Raw genomic sequence first — 16,149 nt, 5'->3', positions numbered from 1 at the left:
TTGACCCTGTGGTGAGCACACGGTCTTGACTGCTCTCACGTGGCTGGTCGATCGATCGGGCCGCATCGAGACGCCGAAGAGAGAACCGACATGAACAATCCGTACGAGGGGCTGCAGAACATCATCGAGCAGGTGCCCGAGATCCTCCAGCCGCTGATCGTCGCGGTCGCCGCAGCGATCCCCTACATCGAAGGCGAGGGGGCCGCGGCTCTCGGAATCATCGCCGGCATCAACCCCGTGGTCGCGGCGATCGCAGGAGCAGCAGGCAACATCCTCTGCGTCATCGGCGTGGTGTTCCTCGGGTCCCGTATCCGTGAGCGTGGTCTCGCCTGGCGTGGAGCGACGCAGGTCGATGGTCTCGTCGCCGTCGCGCCCCTTCACGAGGCCAGTGCCGGAACGGTGTTCGGCAGTGATGCATCCGGTACCGCTTCGAGCAGCACGCTGGAGCAGCCCACGACCGATGACGATGTGCGCGATCCGAACGCGAGACCGACCAGGCGGGAGAAGGGCCGTGCGCGCCTGCGTCGATGGATGGTCCGGTTCGGCGTCCCCGGGGCAAGCATCCTCGCGCCGCTCGCGCTCCCGACCATGCTGACCGCCGCGTTCTTCGTCGCCTCGGGTGTCCCGAAGCAGTGGGTCATCCTTTGGCAGGCCATCGCCATCGTCCTGTGGACGGGTGCAGTCGCACTGGCTGCCACCGGCGTCCTGGCGCTCCTCGGTTGGTGAGAGCACGCGTCTCAGTCACGGGCCTGGCGCTCAGCACCGATCGCTCGACAGCCGCATGGATCATGCTCTCGACCACGGCAACCATCGCAGCGGCCCTGTCCCTTCTGCTCGGACACCGACTACGGCACATGCCTTCGGACCAGTGACCGCCCGGACAACTACAAGGAGCTGATCAGTGCCCCATCGGAGAGTGCAGCAACGCCTCAGAGCCTCATGAGGCCATGAGGAGGGCTCATTGCGTCGATAGTCCCCTTTGGTTCAGATGCGGGGCGCCAGAAGCATTCTGGGTCAGTTGAGGTGCTGGAAACGCGGCCAGATGGTGGACCAGGGCTGTGTGCGATGGCATACCAAGACGGGCTGTCCCTGTTCCTCATTGTCAATGCCGAGTCCGTTGTCCAACCGTGCAGCTTCATGACAGGACTGGAAAAGTTGTCGCGCGATTCCGGCTTGTGCACCGATGACGATGACGGTTCGGGCGTCTTCTGGTGGCGTGGTGAGGTGGTAGAGCTCGTTGTGGCCGCTGTGCGCCACGGGCAGGCCGAAGGATGGTCCGTATCTGTTGAGGGCGCCGGCTTCGCCGTAGTTGCTGGCTATCAGGGTGATATCGGAGGGGTCCGGAAGGCTGGCGGCGACATCACTGATTTGCCGGGTATAGGTCGGCCACCCGATTTGTTCGCGGGCGAGCTGATTGATCCCCGGAATGGGAGTCAGCCCGAGGAGGGTGACGGGAATGATCGGCAGCGTGGTCAGCGCACAGGCGGCAGCGTTCACAGCTACCGTGGTGCGCACCGTTCGGCGCCGTTCGGCCGTGTGCATGATCTCGGTGGCTGAGACACAGCCGATGGCGAAGAGAACGACGACCAGGCCCGCGGGGTAGTAGATCTGTCCTCCGGCGGCGAAGGTGAGGACCACAAGGACGACGAACGCTGTCGTGAGGAACCGGGCAGGTGCCCAGGCGGGGCGGCGCAGCAGGTCCAGCCAGCCAACACCCCACACCAGGGCCAGTGGCGGTCCGAGGGTCAGCAGCAGGAACCACCACATGTCGATCCGGGTGTCCGCGGCGTTGTTCTCATTCAGCGCCGCACCCATCGCCAACTGCGGCCAATGGTGCGTGACTTGATAGATCAGATTTGGTGCTCCCACGACGAGGGTGAGGACACCGCCGATCCACGGCCATGGTGTGGTGAACACCTTTCGGGGACCGTTGATGAGCAGCCCGATCAGCAGGGAGATCAGTAGCCCGGCAATCAGCAGCTTGTTATACGTCGCGATCCCGGCCACGACTCCGGCGACACCCCACCACACCGGCCGGTTTCGCAGCAGCGCCCGGAGCACACAGAGGACAACTGCTGGCCAGAAGACCAAATCCACGGAGGCAGTCAGCATGACGTGGCCAAAGCTCAAAGGAACGACCCCGAATGCGAAGCCCCATGCGCACAGACCCTGCGCGTAGGACCCGCCCCCGAACTCTCGAGTGATCAGGACAACGGTGCCCATCGCCAAAAGTATCGACAGGGTCGCCGGTATGCGAATCGCCCATGCTTCGTCCGCGATCAGGCTGAAGGACCGCACCAGCCACGGCGTCAGCGGCGGCTGATCAACATATCCCCATGCGGGAGGCAGCATCCGGAAGTACAGTTCGTCACGGTGATACCCGTACTTATCCGACAGGGCCGTCAACAAAACCGCATGCACAATCGCTGGCACCGTCACGACACGCCACGCGAACGGAGGTAATCGCGTCAAGGCGGAAGGATAAGACTGCGGCAACGAAAAAGACCTCCTGCGGCGCTGGCTCGAGCATCCGTCCGGTCGTATTCAGAGAACCGATCCGGCAGGGATAACACGCCCGCGCTCAATTCGCCTACGGCCACCCTAAGCTTGTCGTCAAAACCTTGACGTCGCTCGATCACATGCAGGATTCGACGACAGGCCCAGCCATCAGCCGGTGCAGTACGACATCGCCCTCGCCTAGCCGGGGCGCACGCTCCTGGGCGGGGTGGTCTCAGTGGTGGTGTGCGCCGGCCGGCGGGGTGCCGGGGGATTGGCCGGGTTCCACGACGACGAACTGTCCCATCATGCCGCGGTCCTCGTGGCGCAGCAGGTGGCAGTGGAACATGTAGGGCAGGTGTGGGTCGGTGTGGTCGGTGAAGCGCAGCGCGATGCGGGTGGTGCTGTCGGGTGCGGTGTAGACGGTGTCCTTCCAGCCGGCCAGCTCGGGTCCCGGGGGTCGGCCGTCGATGTCGAGCACGGTGAACTGGACGTCGTGGACGTGGAAGTTGTGCGGCAGGTTGCCCGGGTTGGTGATCTCCCAGATCTCGGTGGTGTCGACCTCCACGACCTCGTCGATGCGGCTCATGTCCATGTTCTTGCCGTTGATGCTCGAGGCCCCCAGTTGGAAGGTGCGGGTGGTGGCGGCCTCGTCCGGGTCCAGGTCAGGGGCCTGGGCGAGCCGGTCGGGCAGGGCGGGGGAGGCAGCGAGGGTGTCGGCGGCGCGCAGCTGCAGGACGTCGAAGTTGTCGTCGCCGCCGGAGATGCGCTGGGCCCAGAAGTCGGTGGCCAGATCCGCGGGGACGCTGCGGAGCATGGCGTGTTCGCCGGGGCGGATGGGGATCACGATCTCGGCGCGTTCCCCGGGGCTCAGTTGCACCTGGTCGGTCCGGTGCGGGCTGGGTAGCAGGCCGCCGTCGGTGCCGATCAGGGCGAAGTCGCGGTCGTCGTGCAGGGCGAAGTTGTAGATCCGGGCGTTGGAGCCGTTGAGGATCCTCAGCCGGACCTGTTCGGTGGTCACTTCGTGGTAGGCGCCGATGGTGCCGTTGGTGACCAGGGTGTCGCCGAGGAACCCGACCTGGCTGAAGGCCGGTTCGGTGTCGTCGAGCTGACCGGCGTCGTCGAAGGACTTGTCCTGGACGATCAGGGGCACATCGTCCACCCCGTACTCGGCGGGCAGCTCCAGCGCCTGGGTTTCGGGGTCGTCGAGAATGAACAAGCCGGCCAGGCCGCGGTAGACGTGCTCGGCGGTCTGCCCGTGCGGATGGGGGTGGTACCAGGTGGTGGCGGCCGGCTGGTCGATCTCCCAGTGCGGGCTCCAAGTCTCTCCGGGGGCGATCTCCTGGTGCGGGCCCCCGTCCATGGCCGCGGGCAGGTGATGGCCGTGCCAGTGCACGGTGGTGGCCTCCCGCAGGCCGTTGGTGACGTTGACCTGCACCTGCTCGCCGCGCTCGGCGCGCAGGGTGGGCCCGAGGTAGGAGCCGTTGAAGCCCCAGGTGGCGGTGTCGCCGTCACCGACGCCGAAATCGGTGGCGCCCTCGGCGGCCTCCAGGTCGAAGACCCGGCGCCCGTCCTCGATCCGCGACTCGGCCAGCGGTGGGATCGCCAGCGGGGTGTCGAAGTCGGTGGTACCGGTGGTGTCCAGGGAGCGTTGCAGCCACACGGAGCCGAACACCGAGACGATGCCCGCGACCACCAGCAGCACCAGGCACAGGATGCCGGCGAGCCAGATCCGCCAGCGGGATCGGCGGCGCGGCGGGGCCCCGGGGTGGATGGGGGCGGGGTGAACGGTGTGCATGCGGGGTCGCCTCCGGGGCGGGGTTCGTGGCGGGGCGGTGGGTCAGTGGTTCAGGTGCTTCTCGATCCGGCCCAGGTGGGCCCGGACATCGGTGAACTCTTCGCGCTGCCGGTCCAGGGCCGTGGCGGTGGATCGGCTGAGCTCTTCGTAGCGGCGCAGCAGCGCGGCGTGCTCGGCGCGGTCGAGGGTTCCCGCGTGTGCGGTCCTGGCCTTGACCACCAGGGCGGCCAGGCCCAGGACGGTGACCACGGTGAGGATCATGACGGCCAGTCCGAAGACGAGGCTGTTGAGCTGTTCGGCGTCGAGGGTGTCCATCGGGGATCTCCCTTTCATCGGGTGCGTGCGGTGCGGGAAAGATCGGGTGCGTGCGGTGCGGGAAAGATCGGGTGGGTGAGGTGCGGGAGAGAGCTGTCAACCGCTGCGGTGGGGAGTTTCCGGGGGTGGGCCGAGGGTGTCGTGCCAGTCGATCCGGTAGGCGTACTGCTCGCGGGCCTGCCGGGCACCCAGGCGCAGGAACAGCGGCAGGAGACGGTCGCGCAGCCAGGCCGCTGCGGGGGAGGGGATCTTGCGGTCGCCGATCCGCCGGCCCATCGCCACGACCCGCTCCGCCCGCGGTTTGCGGAGTTGCTCGAAGCGGGCGAAGGCTTCCTGCGGGGAGGGCAGATCGCGCAGGCACATGGCCAGCACCGCGGCGTCCTCCAGTGCGAGGCTCGCGCCCTGCCCGGCGCTGGGGCTGGCGGCGTGGGCGGCGTCCCCGAGCAGGCAGACGCGCCCGGTGTGCCAGGTGGCCAAGTTCGGCAGGTCGTAGATGGACCACACGCCCAGCACCGAGTCGGCGGCCGCCAGGATCTGCGGCACCGGTGCGGGGTCAGCGCCGTGCAGTTGCCGCAGCCGGCTCAGCCAGCCAGGACCATCGAGGGCGTCGAGCTCCCCCCGACGGGGCTCCTGCGCCTGGGCGAGGTTGCTGAACCAGTAGGTGGTGCCCCGGTCGGTGACGTAGCCGAAGAACGCCCGGCGTCCCCACACCATCCGCTGCCCCGTCGTGTCGGGCAGGGAACCGGTCGCCGTCCACGCCCCGCAGTCCAGCACCCCCGTGTACCGGGGGGACGGGGCTGTAGGCAGGGCGAGCCGTCGGGTCGTGGAGTGCACCCCGTCGCAGCCCAGGACCAGGTCGGCGGTGACCGTGCGGCCGTCGTCGAACACCGCGGTCACGTCCTGGCCGCCCTGGCACAGGTCCACGAGGCGGGCGCCGAAAGTGATCTCCACGCCGACCGCCCGGGCGGCTCCCAGCAGCTCGTGCTGCAGGGCGCCGCGGCGCACCAGACAGGTGGGGGAGGCGCCGTCGGTGCCGCGGGCTTGGAGGTGTCCGATCTGGTCGCCGGCGGCGTTGTGGAACCAGATCTCGGGCACCGCGATGCCCCCAGCCTGGTCCATCAGATCGTGGAGGCCGAGGGTGTGCAGGGCAGCCACGCCATTGGGGGCGACGGCCAGGAAGGCCCCGCCGGCGGCCTGGGCCGGGGACCGGGCCTCGACGATGCGGGCGGGGACGCCGACCCGGGACAGGGCGATCCCCGCCGCGGTGCCGGAGATCCCGCCGCCGATGATCAGTACGTTCATGACACCGACGCTAGGCGCGCGCCCGGCTGCGGGAATCGGCCCCCCGGTGTCCCTCCTGTACCGCATCCGCGGTACGTGCCGTGCGCCTTCCGCGGGGCGCGGGGGTGCCGGGCCCGGTCGATAAACTGGTGGGGTGCCCCTCACCAACCGGCGCGGCTTCGCCGTGGACCTCGCGGCCGTGGCCGTGGTCACCGTGGCCATGATCGTGGCGGTCCTGGAGTCGGCCGACCAGCCCGCCCGTCCGGTCGACGCCTGGGTGTTCGCCGCCCTAGGGGTGCTCGGGGCCTGGACCGCTTTCGCCCGCCGCGCCCCGAGGGTCGCCTTGGCCGGCTCCTGCCTCACCTTCTACACCGCCCTGGCCGCCGGGGTCCCGGCGTTCTCCCCGGCACTGGCCCTGGGGGTCCCGGTGCTGGTCGCGGCCTGGTCCGGGTACCTGTGGTGGGCGGTGACGGTCCTCGGCGTCATCGGGGCCACCAGCGCCCCGTACCGTCTCCTGGGTCCGGGGGCGGAACCGTGGGGGCAGGTGGCGTTGAGCACCTTGTTCGACCTGTCGCTGCTGGCCGTCCTGCTCCTGCTCGGGGAGGCGCTGCGCAGCCGCCGGGCAGTGCGCGAGGAGGCCGCGCTGCGACTGCTGCTGGCAGAACAGGAGCACCAGCGCAGACTCACCGAGGAGCGACTGCGAGCAGCACGAGACCTGCACGACGTGCTCGCCCACACCGTGGCGGTCGTGGGCATCCAGGCCGGCGTCGCCGCGGAGACCATCGACACCGATCCCACCACCGCCAAACAGGCCGTGGCGCGGGTACGGGCGGCGACCCGGGAGGCCACCGCGGATCTGCGCAGCACCATCGCCGTGCTCCGGCAGGACACCACCGAGGACCGGCGCGATCCCGCCCCCGGGACGCACCAGCTGCCCGAACTGCTCGAGACCGTCCGGGCCTCCGGCCTCGACGCCCGGCTGAGCCTGCACGGCGACATCGCCGGGCTGCGGCCCTCCACCGACCTGGTGCTCTACCGCATCGTCCAGGAATCCCTCACCAACGTGCTGCGCCACTCCACCGCCACGACGGTGGAGGTCACCATCGACTACCGCACCGACGCGGTGGACGTCGTGGTCCGCGACAACGGCACACCCCGGCAGCGGACACCACCGCACCCCGATCGCGGCGGTTCCGGGCTGCGCGGCATGGCCGAACGGGTCACCGCCGTCGGTGGCCGACTGACGCACGGGCCCGCCCCCGACGGGGCGCCCGGCTACCGGGTCCACGCCCAGCTGCCCCTCGGGGGCCGACCATGAGCCTGCGCGTGCTCCTGGCCGACGACCAGGAACTGGTCCGCACCGGCCTGCGCACCCTGTGCGAGATCGACGGCGACATCACCGTGGTCGCCGAGGCGGCCAACGGCCACCAGGCGGTGTCCCTGACCCGGCAGCACCGACCCGACGTGGTGCTCATGGACATCCGCATGCCCGGTGCGGACGGCCTCGCAGCCACCCGCCGCATCCTCGCCGATCCCGCCCCGGGAACCGGACCCCGCGTGCTGATGCTGACCACCTACGGATCCGAGGAGTACCTCTTCGAGGCACTGCGCTCCGGGGCCAGCGGCTTCCTCACCAAGGACGTCGACCCCGCCGAGCTGCGCCGGGCGATCCGCACCGTGGCCGCCGGCGAAGCCCTCCTCACCCCGCAGGCCACCCGCTCACTGATCGAAGCGTTCGTCACCCGCGCCCCGCACGACCCCGACCCGGCACGGCTTGCGGTGCTCACGGATCGAGAACGCGAGGTGCTCGGCCACGTGGGCCGCGGACTGTCCAACATCGAGATCGGCCGGCTGCTGCTCCTCAGCCCGGCTACGGTCAAGACCCACGTCAACCGCGCCATGACCAAACTCGATGCCCGCGACCGGGCCCAGCTGGTCGTGATCGCCTACGAGACCGGGCTGGTTCGACCCGGCGATGCCGGTACACCCACGAACCAGTGATTCCCGACCGCCCAGGGGGCCACCGTGTCTGTGCACTGTCTTCGCACGGACCGGTCCCTACCCCTGCGACCGATCGGCGCCCGAGGTGCCCCAAGGAGGCTGAGGCATCTGACATGGCTCATCGCCGAGTCGGGCCACCTCTCGAGGTCCTTCGCTCTTCATATGGCCGGTTGTCGGACACTGACTCCGGGGCGTTCTCGCAGCAGTTGCCGCTGTCGGCTGGCCGTGTGGTGGCGCGATTACGCCGGCCCCACCATGCGGACCCTCTTCGACGAAAAAGACCCCTTCCATGGATGCACCCCCAGGGCCCACAGCCCCAAAGGGATGCCGCTTCCCTTCGATCCTCCACAAGTCGGGTTTTTCGAGTAAGCGGTCTGCTCCCGCATCCAGTCGCCGTCAGAGGGTTCCGAGCATCCCGTCCGAAAGCTGGGCCCTGACTGTGGTCTTGTTCTGCCGGTACACACCGACAGAATCCTGGTCGCGCTGAAAGGACGGTGGATTCGCCGCGATTCATGTGGCGTGAATCACTTACGCTTTGATCATGGACGACCCGTTCAGCGCCCAGGACCGGCCCGTGGCCGCCGGTGCTGAGCACGGCGTCGTGCTCGTCGGCATCGACGGTTCCGTCCCGGCCCGGCACGCCCTGGACCGGGCCCTGATGGAGGCCCGCACCCGCCACTGGAGAGTGCGCCTGCTGGGCGCCTATCCGCGCATCGAGGTGGTGGATCCCGAGGTGGGGATGCGCGCGACCCGGGCGGTGATGACGGAGAACGCCGGGCATCTCGCCGAAGCCCGCGCGGTGGCGGCGGCCGTTGGGGTGCCGGCGGAGGCGTTTGCAGTGGCCGGGGACGCTGCGAAGGCCATCGTGAAGGCCTCGGATTCCGCCGCGCTGGTGGTTCTGGGCAAACGGGGGCGCAGTGGGGCGTTGCGCGGCCGGCTCGGCTCGGTCTCCGCGGCGGTCGCCGCGCACGCGAGGTGTCCCGTGATGATCGTCCCCGACCCGGCCAGGGATCGTCCCGCCGATGACCAGGACTGGTTGGAGGACTACGCGCTCGAACCTACGGGCTCGGTCGGGGCGGAGGACGTCGATTTCACCGGTCGCGTGGTCGTGGGCCTCGACGCTCTGGGGTCCCGTAGCCCTGCGCTGTGGGCGGCCGCGGACTACGCCGACCACCACGGCCGTGCCCTGGCGCTGGTCTCCGCCAACGCGGTGCTCTCCGAGACTCCGGGCTGGTTCCAGGAGGAGTTCGACACGATGCGGTACTTCCAGGAGTCGGATCGGAAGCTGGCCGGGATCGCCCACGAACTCGTCCAGCAGCACCCTGGGCTGTCCGTGGAGCACCACCTCTACGTTGGGCCTCCGGCCAGGATCCTCACCAGCGCGTCGCGGACCGCGGAGCTGGTGGTGGTCGGCTCCCGCGGTATCGGCGGGTTCCGGGGGCTGCTGCTCGGCTCCGTCTCCCAGGCCGTGCTCCACGACAGCGAGAGCCCCGTGCTGGTCGTGCCCGTCCGCAAGGAGGAGTGAGCACCCACCCTGGAGCAGACCCGCCGGTGACCGCCTTCGGCGGGGACTGCAGCGGGTCGCGAGCTCGGGAACGACTGTCCCGGTCCCAGTAAAAACGCTCCAGGGTCCGAGCAGCCCCAGGGACCGAGCAGAAGGGGCACTTGGGACGGAGGCACCCGGGTCGGGTTCCCTTTTCTGCCTGAGGGCCGGTTGGATCGGTGATCGCCGGTCGCTTATCTCGAGTCGTCCACCTGGGTGTCGCGCGGAGATCGGGGGCACCTCAGTGGGCTGCTTTGGGGTGCTGGTCGATTCGCTTTCAATAATGAGAAGCTGGCGCCCATGGATAACGAAATGGTAATGGAGCAGGATGGTGTGCCTGTGAGCGCGGGGGAGGAGTTGCGGGCCGAGGTTGTCGAGCTGACCGAGCGCATCCAGGTGCTCTCCCTCGAGCGGGGTACCGCGGTGCGCATGCGGAACCGTGCCCTCGCCCGCGCCTATCGGGCGGGTGCCTCCCTCCAAGAGCTGGCGGAGCTGACCGGGTTGCATGCCGAGGACATCGCCGAGGTCATCAGCATGCCCCCCGACGCTTATCCGCGCTGAAGACGTAGACCCCGGGTTCACGGGGTGCTTCCCGCGCCGGCGCTTGGCCCCGGGAGTAAGACGCGGGACCTCGCGCCGGGTGATCCGCCCGAGGGGGCAGATCAACCCCTGTCACGACGAAGCGCCCCTGCCCGGGAGAGGGCGGGGCACTCCGCGGCGCCGAAGCGCCTGCGCCACCCGAGCCGCTGGGGAACGGCTCCTCAGGGTGACGGCACTGGCCCGGGAGCCAGCGCTGTCAGGCAACGTATCAAAGACCAATGTTGCGACGGACAATCCGGTTCCGCCGCAAGAGCATCGCCTCACGGGCAGCAGCACCCTTGGCCTTTTCCGCGATGGACAGCTCCTGCTGCGCCCTAGGTGCACGGCCCCCTGGGAGGCCGTGCGCTTGAGGGCTGTGCGGGATCGGAAGGCACAGTCTGGGGCGGGTCCTCCCGCTCCGGCCGCCGCCTCACCTCCGCCCTAGGGAGTGGGGCCGGTCGTCGAGGTCTGCTCCCGGTGATGGGGGCCTACTACAGTGACGCCCATGGGGCAGCCGCTGTACGAGTCGATGACACAGCGCCAGGCCGCCGACGCTCTGGACGAGTTCCTCGCCGAACGCCCCCGGGCCCTGCAACGGCTGCGCCGGGCACTGGCCGCCCATGGTCTTCCCCCGGACCCAGTGCTGGACGGCACCGTCGAATCGGTCGCGCCGTTGTGGGAGTGGATCACCGGGCGGATCACCGAGCTCGGCGTCGACCCCAGGCCCCTGTACGAGGACCCGACCCGCCCCTCCTGGCCCAGTTGGGCCCGCCACGGGATGCTGGTGGACCCTCACCCGCCGGCCGAGGCGCTGGGGTTGGTCGACGGGTTCACCTCCTACCTCGCCCGACTCCTTACCACCGCGGTCCCCGAGGCGCGGTGGCTGGCGGGGGAGCACCGCATCGACGACTACGCGATGCGCAACTACCCGGTGCTCGCCGCCGGAGGTCACCAGGTCTTCCTGCCCGGGATCCCGCTCTACAGCGCCTACCAGTCCGCTCACGGCCGCGACCCGATGAGCGGGACCGAAATGCTCCGGCACGTGCAGCGGATCATCACGGCACTGCGCGGTGAAGGGCCGGTGGCCGACATGTCCGAGGAGCCGCTGGTGACGGTGGTCGCCGACGTCGAGTGCTTCGACGTCGGGCTGCGCAGCGACCTGGCCGAGGACCACCCGGCGATGGTGGAGCAGATGGTCACCGAGCTCACCGACCGTGACGGTGTCGCCTCGATCTACCGGTACGGACCCGAGGCGCTGGTGGTCGATGCCCCGGGCTGGGACGAGATCCGGCTGAAACTGTGGCTCACCCTGTGGCTCCAACGCCACCTCCACACCGACGACTGAGCACAGCGCCGCCCACCATTGACCGGTACTCACCCCGCACGGCCGGCGCCCCCGCGGTGCCCCTGGCTCCGGCATCGCCTCCTGGTCCCTGGGTGACACAGGCGAAGAAGCGGACAGATTGCGATCTGGAAACGACCTAGGACACCGGGTCATGAACGGTCGTAATCTGGTGGTTGGGGGCGATGACGATGGACTGGTCCGTCGAGCAGATCACTCAGATGCGCACCGGCCGGACCACCTACCGGGACCAAGCGCAGGGCACCGCGTTGACCTGGGTGCGCACCGGGGAGGAGACCGCAGGCGAGTACAGCCTGCTCTACGCCGAATACGCCCCGGGCATCAAGGTGTTCCCGCACTACCACACGCTCTACACCGAGACCCTGCACCTGTTCGAGGGTGCCCTCGACGGGCGGATCGCCGGTCGGCCGGTGCGGTTGCGCGACGGCGAGGAGGCCGTGGTGCCCCCGCGTGCCGTGCACGGCTGGCAGGTGACCGGGGACCGCACGCTGCGCTTCGTGCTGGAGGTCCGTCCCGCCCACGCCGGGTTCGAGATGTGGCTGGTGACCCTGCAGAACATGGCCACCGACGGGCTGACGCATCCGGACGGGCGGCCGAAGAACCTCTACCACGGGGCGCTGATCCTGGTGGAGTCCGACATCCACCTGCCCGGCCCCGGGCGCCTGCTCGCCCCGGCTCTACGAGCTCTGGCGGGGCGGGCGCGGCGCAAGGGTATCGACCGTGAGCTCGAGGAACGCTACTACCGCCAGAGCTGACCAGGCACGAGACGCCAGACACGAGGAGCCTGCCATGACCGCACCGACCGCAGACACGACAGAGCCAGAGCAGGACTCCGGGGAGCTGAGCAGGAAGGCGCTCGAGGAGCAGTTCGCGGCGATCAACGCCCATGACGTCGCCGGCTTCATCTCCTTCTACGCCGAGGACGCCGTGGTCGTCGACCCGCAGTACCCCGAGCCCCTGCGCGGCCGGGCCGCGATCGAACGGGACATGACGGACTACCTCACCGCCTTCCCGGACCTGAGCGGCCGACTCACCAGCAGGCTCATCGACGGGCTGGTCTCCGCGGCCGAGGCCACCATGACCGGCACCCACAACGGGCCGCTGGCACTGCCCACCGGGGAGATCCCCGCGACCGGGCGCCGGCTGGAATTCCCCATGGCCGTGTTCAGCCGCTTGAACGAAGACGGGCTGATCGTGGAAGAGCGCCGCTACTACAATCTCGCCTCCCAGCAGGAACAGCTCGGGCTGAGCTGACCACGCGGACACGGGAGGTGCCCATGCCGGACATCCGCCTCGAGCACTGGGGCACCGGCCCGCCCGTGCTGCTGGTCCACGGCAGCATCACCGGCGGGGCGGCCACCTGGGACGCCCCGCGCCCCTGAGGGAACACTGGCACCTGGTCGTGGTGGACCGGCGCGGCTACTTCCCCAACCCGCCGGCCGAGGTCGAGGACTTCGAGGTGGACGCCGGGGACGTTGCCGAGCTGCTCACCGGGCCCATGCACCTGGTCGGGCACTCCTACGGCGCCGTCGTGGCCCTGCTGGCGGCTGGCCAGCGCCTCGGGGAGAGGTGCAGGTCAGCGGGGTGCTGAACCTCGATAGAGGCGCCCCCGGAGATGAGGCCGCTTGGAGGCATCAGGCGCCGTCCACGTTCCACACTGACGGGGTGGCGGCGGGGGCCCGGTGGCACACCCCGCGGGCCCTTACCTGTACGGGGCGAGCTCAGAGGGTGTTGGTGCCCTCCGGCCCGCGCTGGGTGTCCGGGGTCGTGGTCCCGGCGGTCGCCTGCGTGTCGGCGCGGGCGCCCGCCACGGACTCGGCCGCCGCGGCGGGCACGGACTCCGGTTCCGGGGCCACCCCGGTGCGCTCGTACTCGCGGTGGGTGCCGTGGACGCGGTCCAGCAGCTCGTGGAAGTGCTTCTCGGATTCGATGAGCTCCTCCCGGTACCGGGGGGAGATGGAGGACATGCGCTCTTGGTAGCGGGCGGCCTTGGCGGCGAGCTTCCGACGCTCCTCGCCCGGGGCGTCCTGCGGCAGGGTCACGTACTTCTCAGCCGTGGTCTGCAGACCGCCGATCACCTGCACGGCCCGGCCCTTGGGGCTGACCAGCGAGGCCAGGACCGTGACGATCAGCACGCCGATGATCACGGACAGGGACAGCCCGATGCCGATCTCCACGACCTCCACATGCTGCCCGTTGTTGATGAAGCCCAGGGTGTTCTCGTGCAGGGCGTGGATGATGAGCTTCACCCCGATGAAACCGAGGATGATGGCCAGGCCCCAGGAGAGATAGATGAGCCGGTCCAGCAGCCCGTCGATGAGGAAGTAGAGCTGGCGCAGGCCCATCAGCGAGAACGCCACGGCGGTGAACACCAGGTAGGTCTCCTGGGTCAGGCCGAAGATCGCCGGGATGGAGTCCAGGGCGAAAAGGATGTCGGTGCCGCCGATGGCGACCATGACCAGCAGCATCGGGGTCATCGCCCGCTTGCCGTTGTGGATGGTGAGGAGCTTGTCGCCGTCGTAGTGGTCGGTGGTGTGGATGAAGCGCTTGGCCAGGCGGACCACGAAGTTGTCCGCCTCATCGTGCGCCGAGCCGGAGAGCTCGCCCTTGATCAGGGAGCCGGCGGTGAGCAGCAGGATGAGCCCGAAGGCGTAGAAGATCCAGGCGAACTGGTTGATCAGCCCGGCGCCCACGAAGATCAGGGCGGTGCGGGCGATCAGGGCGAACGTGATGCCGAACAGCAGGACCTTCTGCTGGTCCTCCCGGGGGACCTTGAAGGAGGCCATGATGATGAGGAAGACGAAGAGGTTGTCGACCGACAGGGCCTTCTCGGTGATGTAGCCGGCGTAGTACTCCCCGGCGTACTGGCCACCCCACTGGACGAGGACGAACAGGCCGAAGACTAGGGCGAGGCCGACGTAGATCGCCGACCAGATCGCGGCTTCTTTGAGCTGCGGCTCGTGGGCCTTGCGCACGTGGAAGACGTAGTCGAACAGGAGCAGGCCGACGATCGCGACGATTGTCACGGCCCACACGGTGGTGGAGACGTCCATGGGAGGTGTGCTTTCGGGGTCGGGAACGGGACCGCCGTAAGTCTCTCCGCCGCTGCGCCGGGACCCGTGGGGTCTACCGCGCCGAGCTCGACCGCTGCGTCCGGCCGGGAATCGTTTCCCCGACGTACTGACGTCCACAGCGCTGAGGGATACTCCCCTAAGGCGTTCCCCAGTGTATACGAGAGCCTGCGCCGTCCCCGGTGATCAAGGACACATCGGCGGCGGGGTGGTCCCGTCAGCGGGGAAGGGGCCGTAGCAATCACCTCGGAGACGACCACCGCCCACCGGCGCCGGGAAAGCTCCTGCCGGGTCCGGGCCGGGGTGGCCTGGGTCTGGAGCCCGGGCCCCTGGGATAGGGGTCCTGGGCATACCGGGGGCTCAGCCGGCTGGGTCGGTGGCGGTGGTGTCTGCCTGCGGCAGTCGGATGATACGTACCCGTTCCACCCGGTTGCGGTCGGTGCCGATGACTTCCAGCCGGTAGTCGTCGATCTCCACGACGTCGCCGGTGCGTGCCACCCGGCCCAGCTGCTCCATGATGAACCCGCCGACGGTCTCGTAGTGGCCCTCCGGGATGACGAGGCCGGTTTCCTCGGGGACTTCTTGGATGATGATTCCGCCGTCCACCAGTACAGCTTCGCCCTTGCGCAGCACGGTGTCCTCGTGCTCGCGCGCACCGGTGTCGAACTCGTCGTAGATCTCCCCCACGAGCTCCTCCACCAGGTCCTCCAGGGTCACGATGCCGGCGGTGCCGCCGTACTCGTCGACGACGAGTCCGATGTGGTGGCCGCCCTTGCGCATGAACTGCAGGGTGCGCAGCACGGAGTTGGTCTCGGGCAGGTACGGGATCGGGCGCATGATTTCGGCCAGGGTCCGCGGCGGGGACTCGATCACCCCGTCCCCGTCGGCGTCGACGACCACGAGGTCGCGGATGTGCACGAAACCGAGCACGTCGTCGATGTCGTCCCCGTTGACCGGGTAGCGGGAGTGCGGCAGGGACAGGGTGCGCCGGTAGGCGGTGGTGGCCGGCAGGGTGCCGTCGAGGAAGTGCACGTCGGGGCGGGGGCGCATCACCTCGGCCAGACGCCGGTCCCCGGCCTCGAACACGTCGGTGAGGATCGACCGCGACACCGGGCCGATGCCGCGGGTGTCCACGACCATCTCCCGGATCTCTTCGGCGGAGACCTCCTCGGTGAGCGCGTGCGGGTCCCCGCCGAGCAGACGCACCACCGCGTTGGTGGAGACCGAGAGCAACCAGATCACCGGGCGCATCAGCTTCGCGAAGAGGTTCAGCGGCGGGGCCAGGATCCGGGTGAAGCCCACCGAGCGCTGCATGGCCAGGCGCTTGGGCACCAGCTCCCCGAAGACCAGGGAGAGGTAGGCGATCACCAGGGTCATCCCGATCAGTGCGGCGGTCTGGGCGGCGGGCTCGGAGAGCCCGGCTTGTTCGATCAGCGGGGCGATGTCCGGGGCGAGGGTGGCCGCACCGTAGGCCGAGGAGAAGAACCCGGCCACCGTCACCCCAATTTGCACCGCGGACAGGAACAGGTTGGGGTTGCGCACCAGGGCCGCGGTGCGCGCGCCCTTGCCTCCGGAGCGCTCGATCTTCTTGATCTGGCTCTCGCGCAGCGTCACGATCGCCATCTCGGTGCCGGCGAAGACACCTCCGATCACCACGAAGGCCAGCACGAGTCCGAGATTGATCCATGTGTCGCTGTCCATC

The 16,149-nt window shown here is 69.2% G+C and carries 16 protein-coding genes; 10 read left to right on the top strand and 6 right to left on the bottom strand.

The window, feature by feature from the left end:
- Window positions 1-90: 90 nt before the first annotated feature.
- Window positions 91-726, top strand: a complete 636-nt coding sequence (locus tag RF644_RS07665; protein WP_368796084.1) for a small multidrug efflux protein — start codon at window positions 91-93, stop codon at window positions 724-726.
- 288 nt (window positions 727-1,014) lie between these two features.
- Here the strand turns inward: RF644_RS07665 and RF644_RS07660 are convergent, their stop codons facing one another.
- The 4 genes from RF644_RS07660 to RF644_RS07645 all read right to left on the bottom strand — a co-directional run bounded on the left by RF644_RS07660 (window position 1,015) and on the right by RF644_RS07645 (window position 5,911).
- Window positions 1,015-2,439 carry a glycosyltransferase family 39 protein gene (locus RF644_RS07660; protein WP_368796083.1) on the bottom strand — a complete coding sequence of 475 codons (1,425 nt, stop codon included), beginning with the start codon at window positions 2,437-2,439 and terminating at the stop codon, window positions 1,015-1,017.
- Between the two features lie 292 nt (window positions 2,440-2,731).
- Window positions 2,732-4,294, bottom strand: a complete 1,563-nt coding sequence (locus RF644_RS07655) for a multicopper oxidase family protein (RefSeq protein ID WP_368796082.1) — start codon at window positions 4,292-4,294, stop codon at window positions 2,732-2,734.
- A 42-nt stretch (window positions 4,295-4,336) separates the two neighbouring features.
- Complete coding sequence (locus RF644_RS07650; protein ID WP_368796081.1) at window positions 4,337-4,609, bottom strand: hypothetical protein; 273 nt, start codon at window positions 4,607-4,609, stop codon at window positions 4,337-4,339.
- Window positions 4,610-4,705: 96 nt separating this feature from the next.
- Window positions 4,706-5,911, bottom strand: a complete 1,206-nt coding sequence (locus RF644_RS07645; RefSeq protein ID WP_368796080.1) for an FAD-dependent oxidoreductase — start codon at window positions 5,909-5,911, stop codon at window positions 4,706-4,708.
- Window positions 5,912-6,044: 133 nt separating this feature from the next.
- On the opposite strand from RF644_RS07645, the gene RF644_RS07640 reads away from it, so the two are divergent.
- From RF644_RS07640 to RF644_RS07600, 9 genes are all read left to right on the top strand, one after another.
- Window positions 6,045-7,208 carry a sensor histidine kinase gene (locus RF644_RS07640; RefSeq protein ID WP_368796079.1) on the top strand — a complete coding sequence of 388 codons (1,164 nt, stop codon included), beginning with the start codon at window positions 6,045-6,047 and terminating at the stop codon, window positions 7,206-7,208.
- Window positions 7,205-7,891 (top strand): response regulator, encoded by a 687-nt coding sequence (locus RF644_RS07635; protein WP_368796078.1) that lies wholly within the window; start codon window positions 7,205-7,207, stop codon window positions 7,889-7,891. The genes RF644_RS07640 and RF644_RS07635 overlap by 4 nt, the downstream gene beginning before the upstream one ends.
- A gap of 162 nt (window positions 7,892-8,053) precedes the next feature.
- Window positions 8,054-8,260: a DUF4913 domain-containing protein gene (locus RF644_RS07630; RefSeq protein WP_368796077.1), complete on the top strand. Its 207-nt coding sequence runs from the start codon at window positions 8,054-8,056 to the stop codon at window positions 8,258-8,260.
- Window positions 8,261-8,432: 172 nt separating this feature from the next.
- Window positions 8,433-9,416, top strand: coding sequence for a universal stress protein (locus RF644_RS07625; RefSeq protein ID WP_368796076.1), 984 nt, complete (start codon window positions 8,433-8,435; stop codon window positions 9,414-9,416).
- Between the two features lie 318 nt (window positions 9,417-9,734).
- Window positions 9,735-9,995, top strand: coding sequence for a hypothetical protein (locus RF644_RS07620; protein WP_368796075.1), 261 nt, complete (start codon window positions 9,735-9,737; stop codon window positions 9,993-9,995).
- A gap of 547 nt (window positions 9,996-10,542) precedes the next feature.
- Window positions 10,543-11,358, top strand: a complete 816-nt coding sequence (locus tag RF644_RS07615; RefSeq protein WP_368796074.1) for a hypothetical protein — start codon at window positions 10,543-10,545, stop codon at window positions 11,356-11,358.
- A 182-nt stretch (window positions 11,359-11,540) separates the two neighbouring features.
- Complete coding sequence (locus RF644_RS07610) at window positions 11,541-12,131, top strand: cupin domain-containing protein (protein WP_368796073.1); 591 nt, start codon at window positions 11,541-11,543, stop codon at window positions 12,129-12,131.
- A 34-nt stretch (window positions 12,132-12,165) separates the two neighbouring features.
- Complete coding sequence (locus RF644_RS07605; RefSeq protein ID WP_368796072.1) at window positions 12,166-12,630, top strand: ester cyclase; 465 nt, start codon at window positions 12,166-12,168, stop codon at window positions 12,628-12,630.
- A gap of 148 nt (window positions 12,631-12,778) precedes the next feature.
- Window positions 12,779-12,967 carry an alpha/beta fold hydrolase gene (locus RF644_RS07600; RefSeq protein WP_368796071.1) on the top strand — a complete coding sequence of 63 codons (189 nt, stop codon included), beginning with the start codon at window positions 12,779-12,781 and terminating at the stop codon, window positions 12,965-12,967.
- A 130-nt stretch (window positions 12,968-13,097) separates the two neighbouring features.
- Here RF644_RS07600 and RF644_RS07595 read toward each other — a convergent pair whose 3' ends face one another.
- Window positions 13,098-14,429, bottom strand: coding sequence for a TerC family protein (locus RF644_RS07595; protein WP_368796070.1), 1,332 nt, complete (start codon window positions 14,427-14,429; stop codon window positions 13,098-13,100).
- Window positions 14,430-14,807: 378 nt separating this feature from the next.
- Window positions 14,808-16,148, bottom strand: coding sequence for a hemolysin family protein (locus RF644_RS07590; RefSeq protein WP_368796069.1), 1,341 nt, complete (start codon window positions 16,146-16,148; stop codon window positions 14,808-14,810).
- Window position 16,149 lies beyond the last annotated feature (1 nt).

Origin of the sequence: Kocuria sp. CPCC 205258 (assembly GCF_040981005.1) — a bacterium.
In the GTDB taxonomy this organism is placed as follows: domain Bacteria; phylum Actinomycetota; class Actinomycetes; order Actinomycetales; family Micrococcaceae; genus Kocuria; species Kocuria rosea.
Note: the sequence above shows the minus strand (reverse complement) of the source record. Positions and strands in the feature narration are given on the sequence as shown.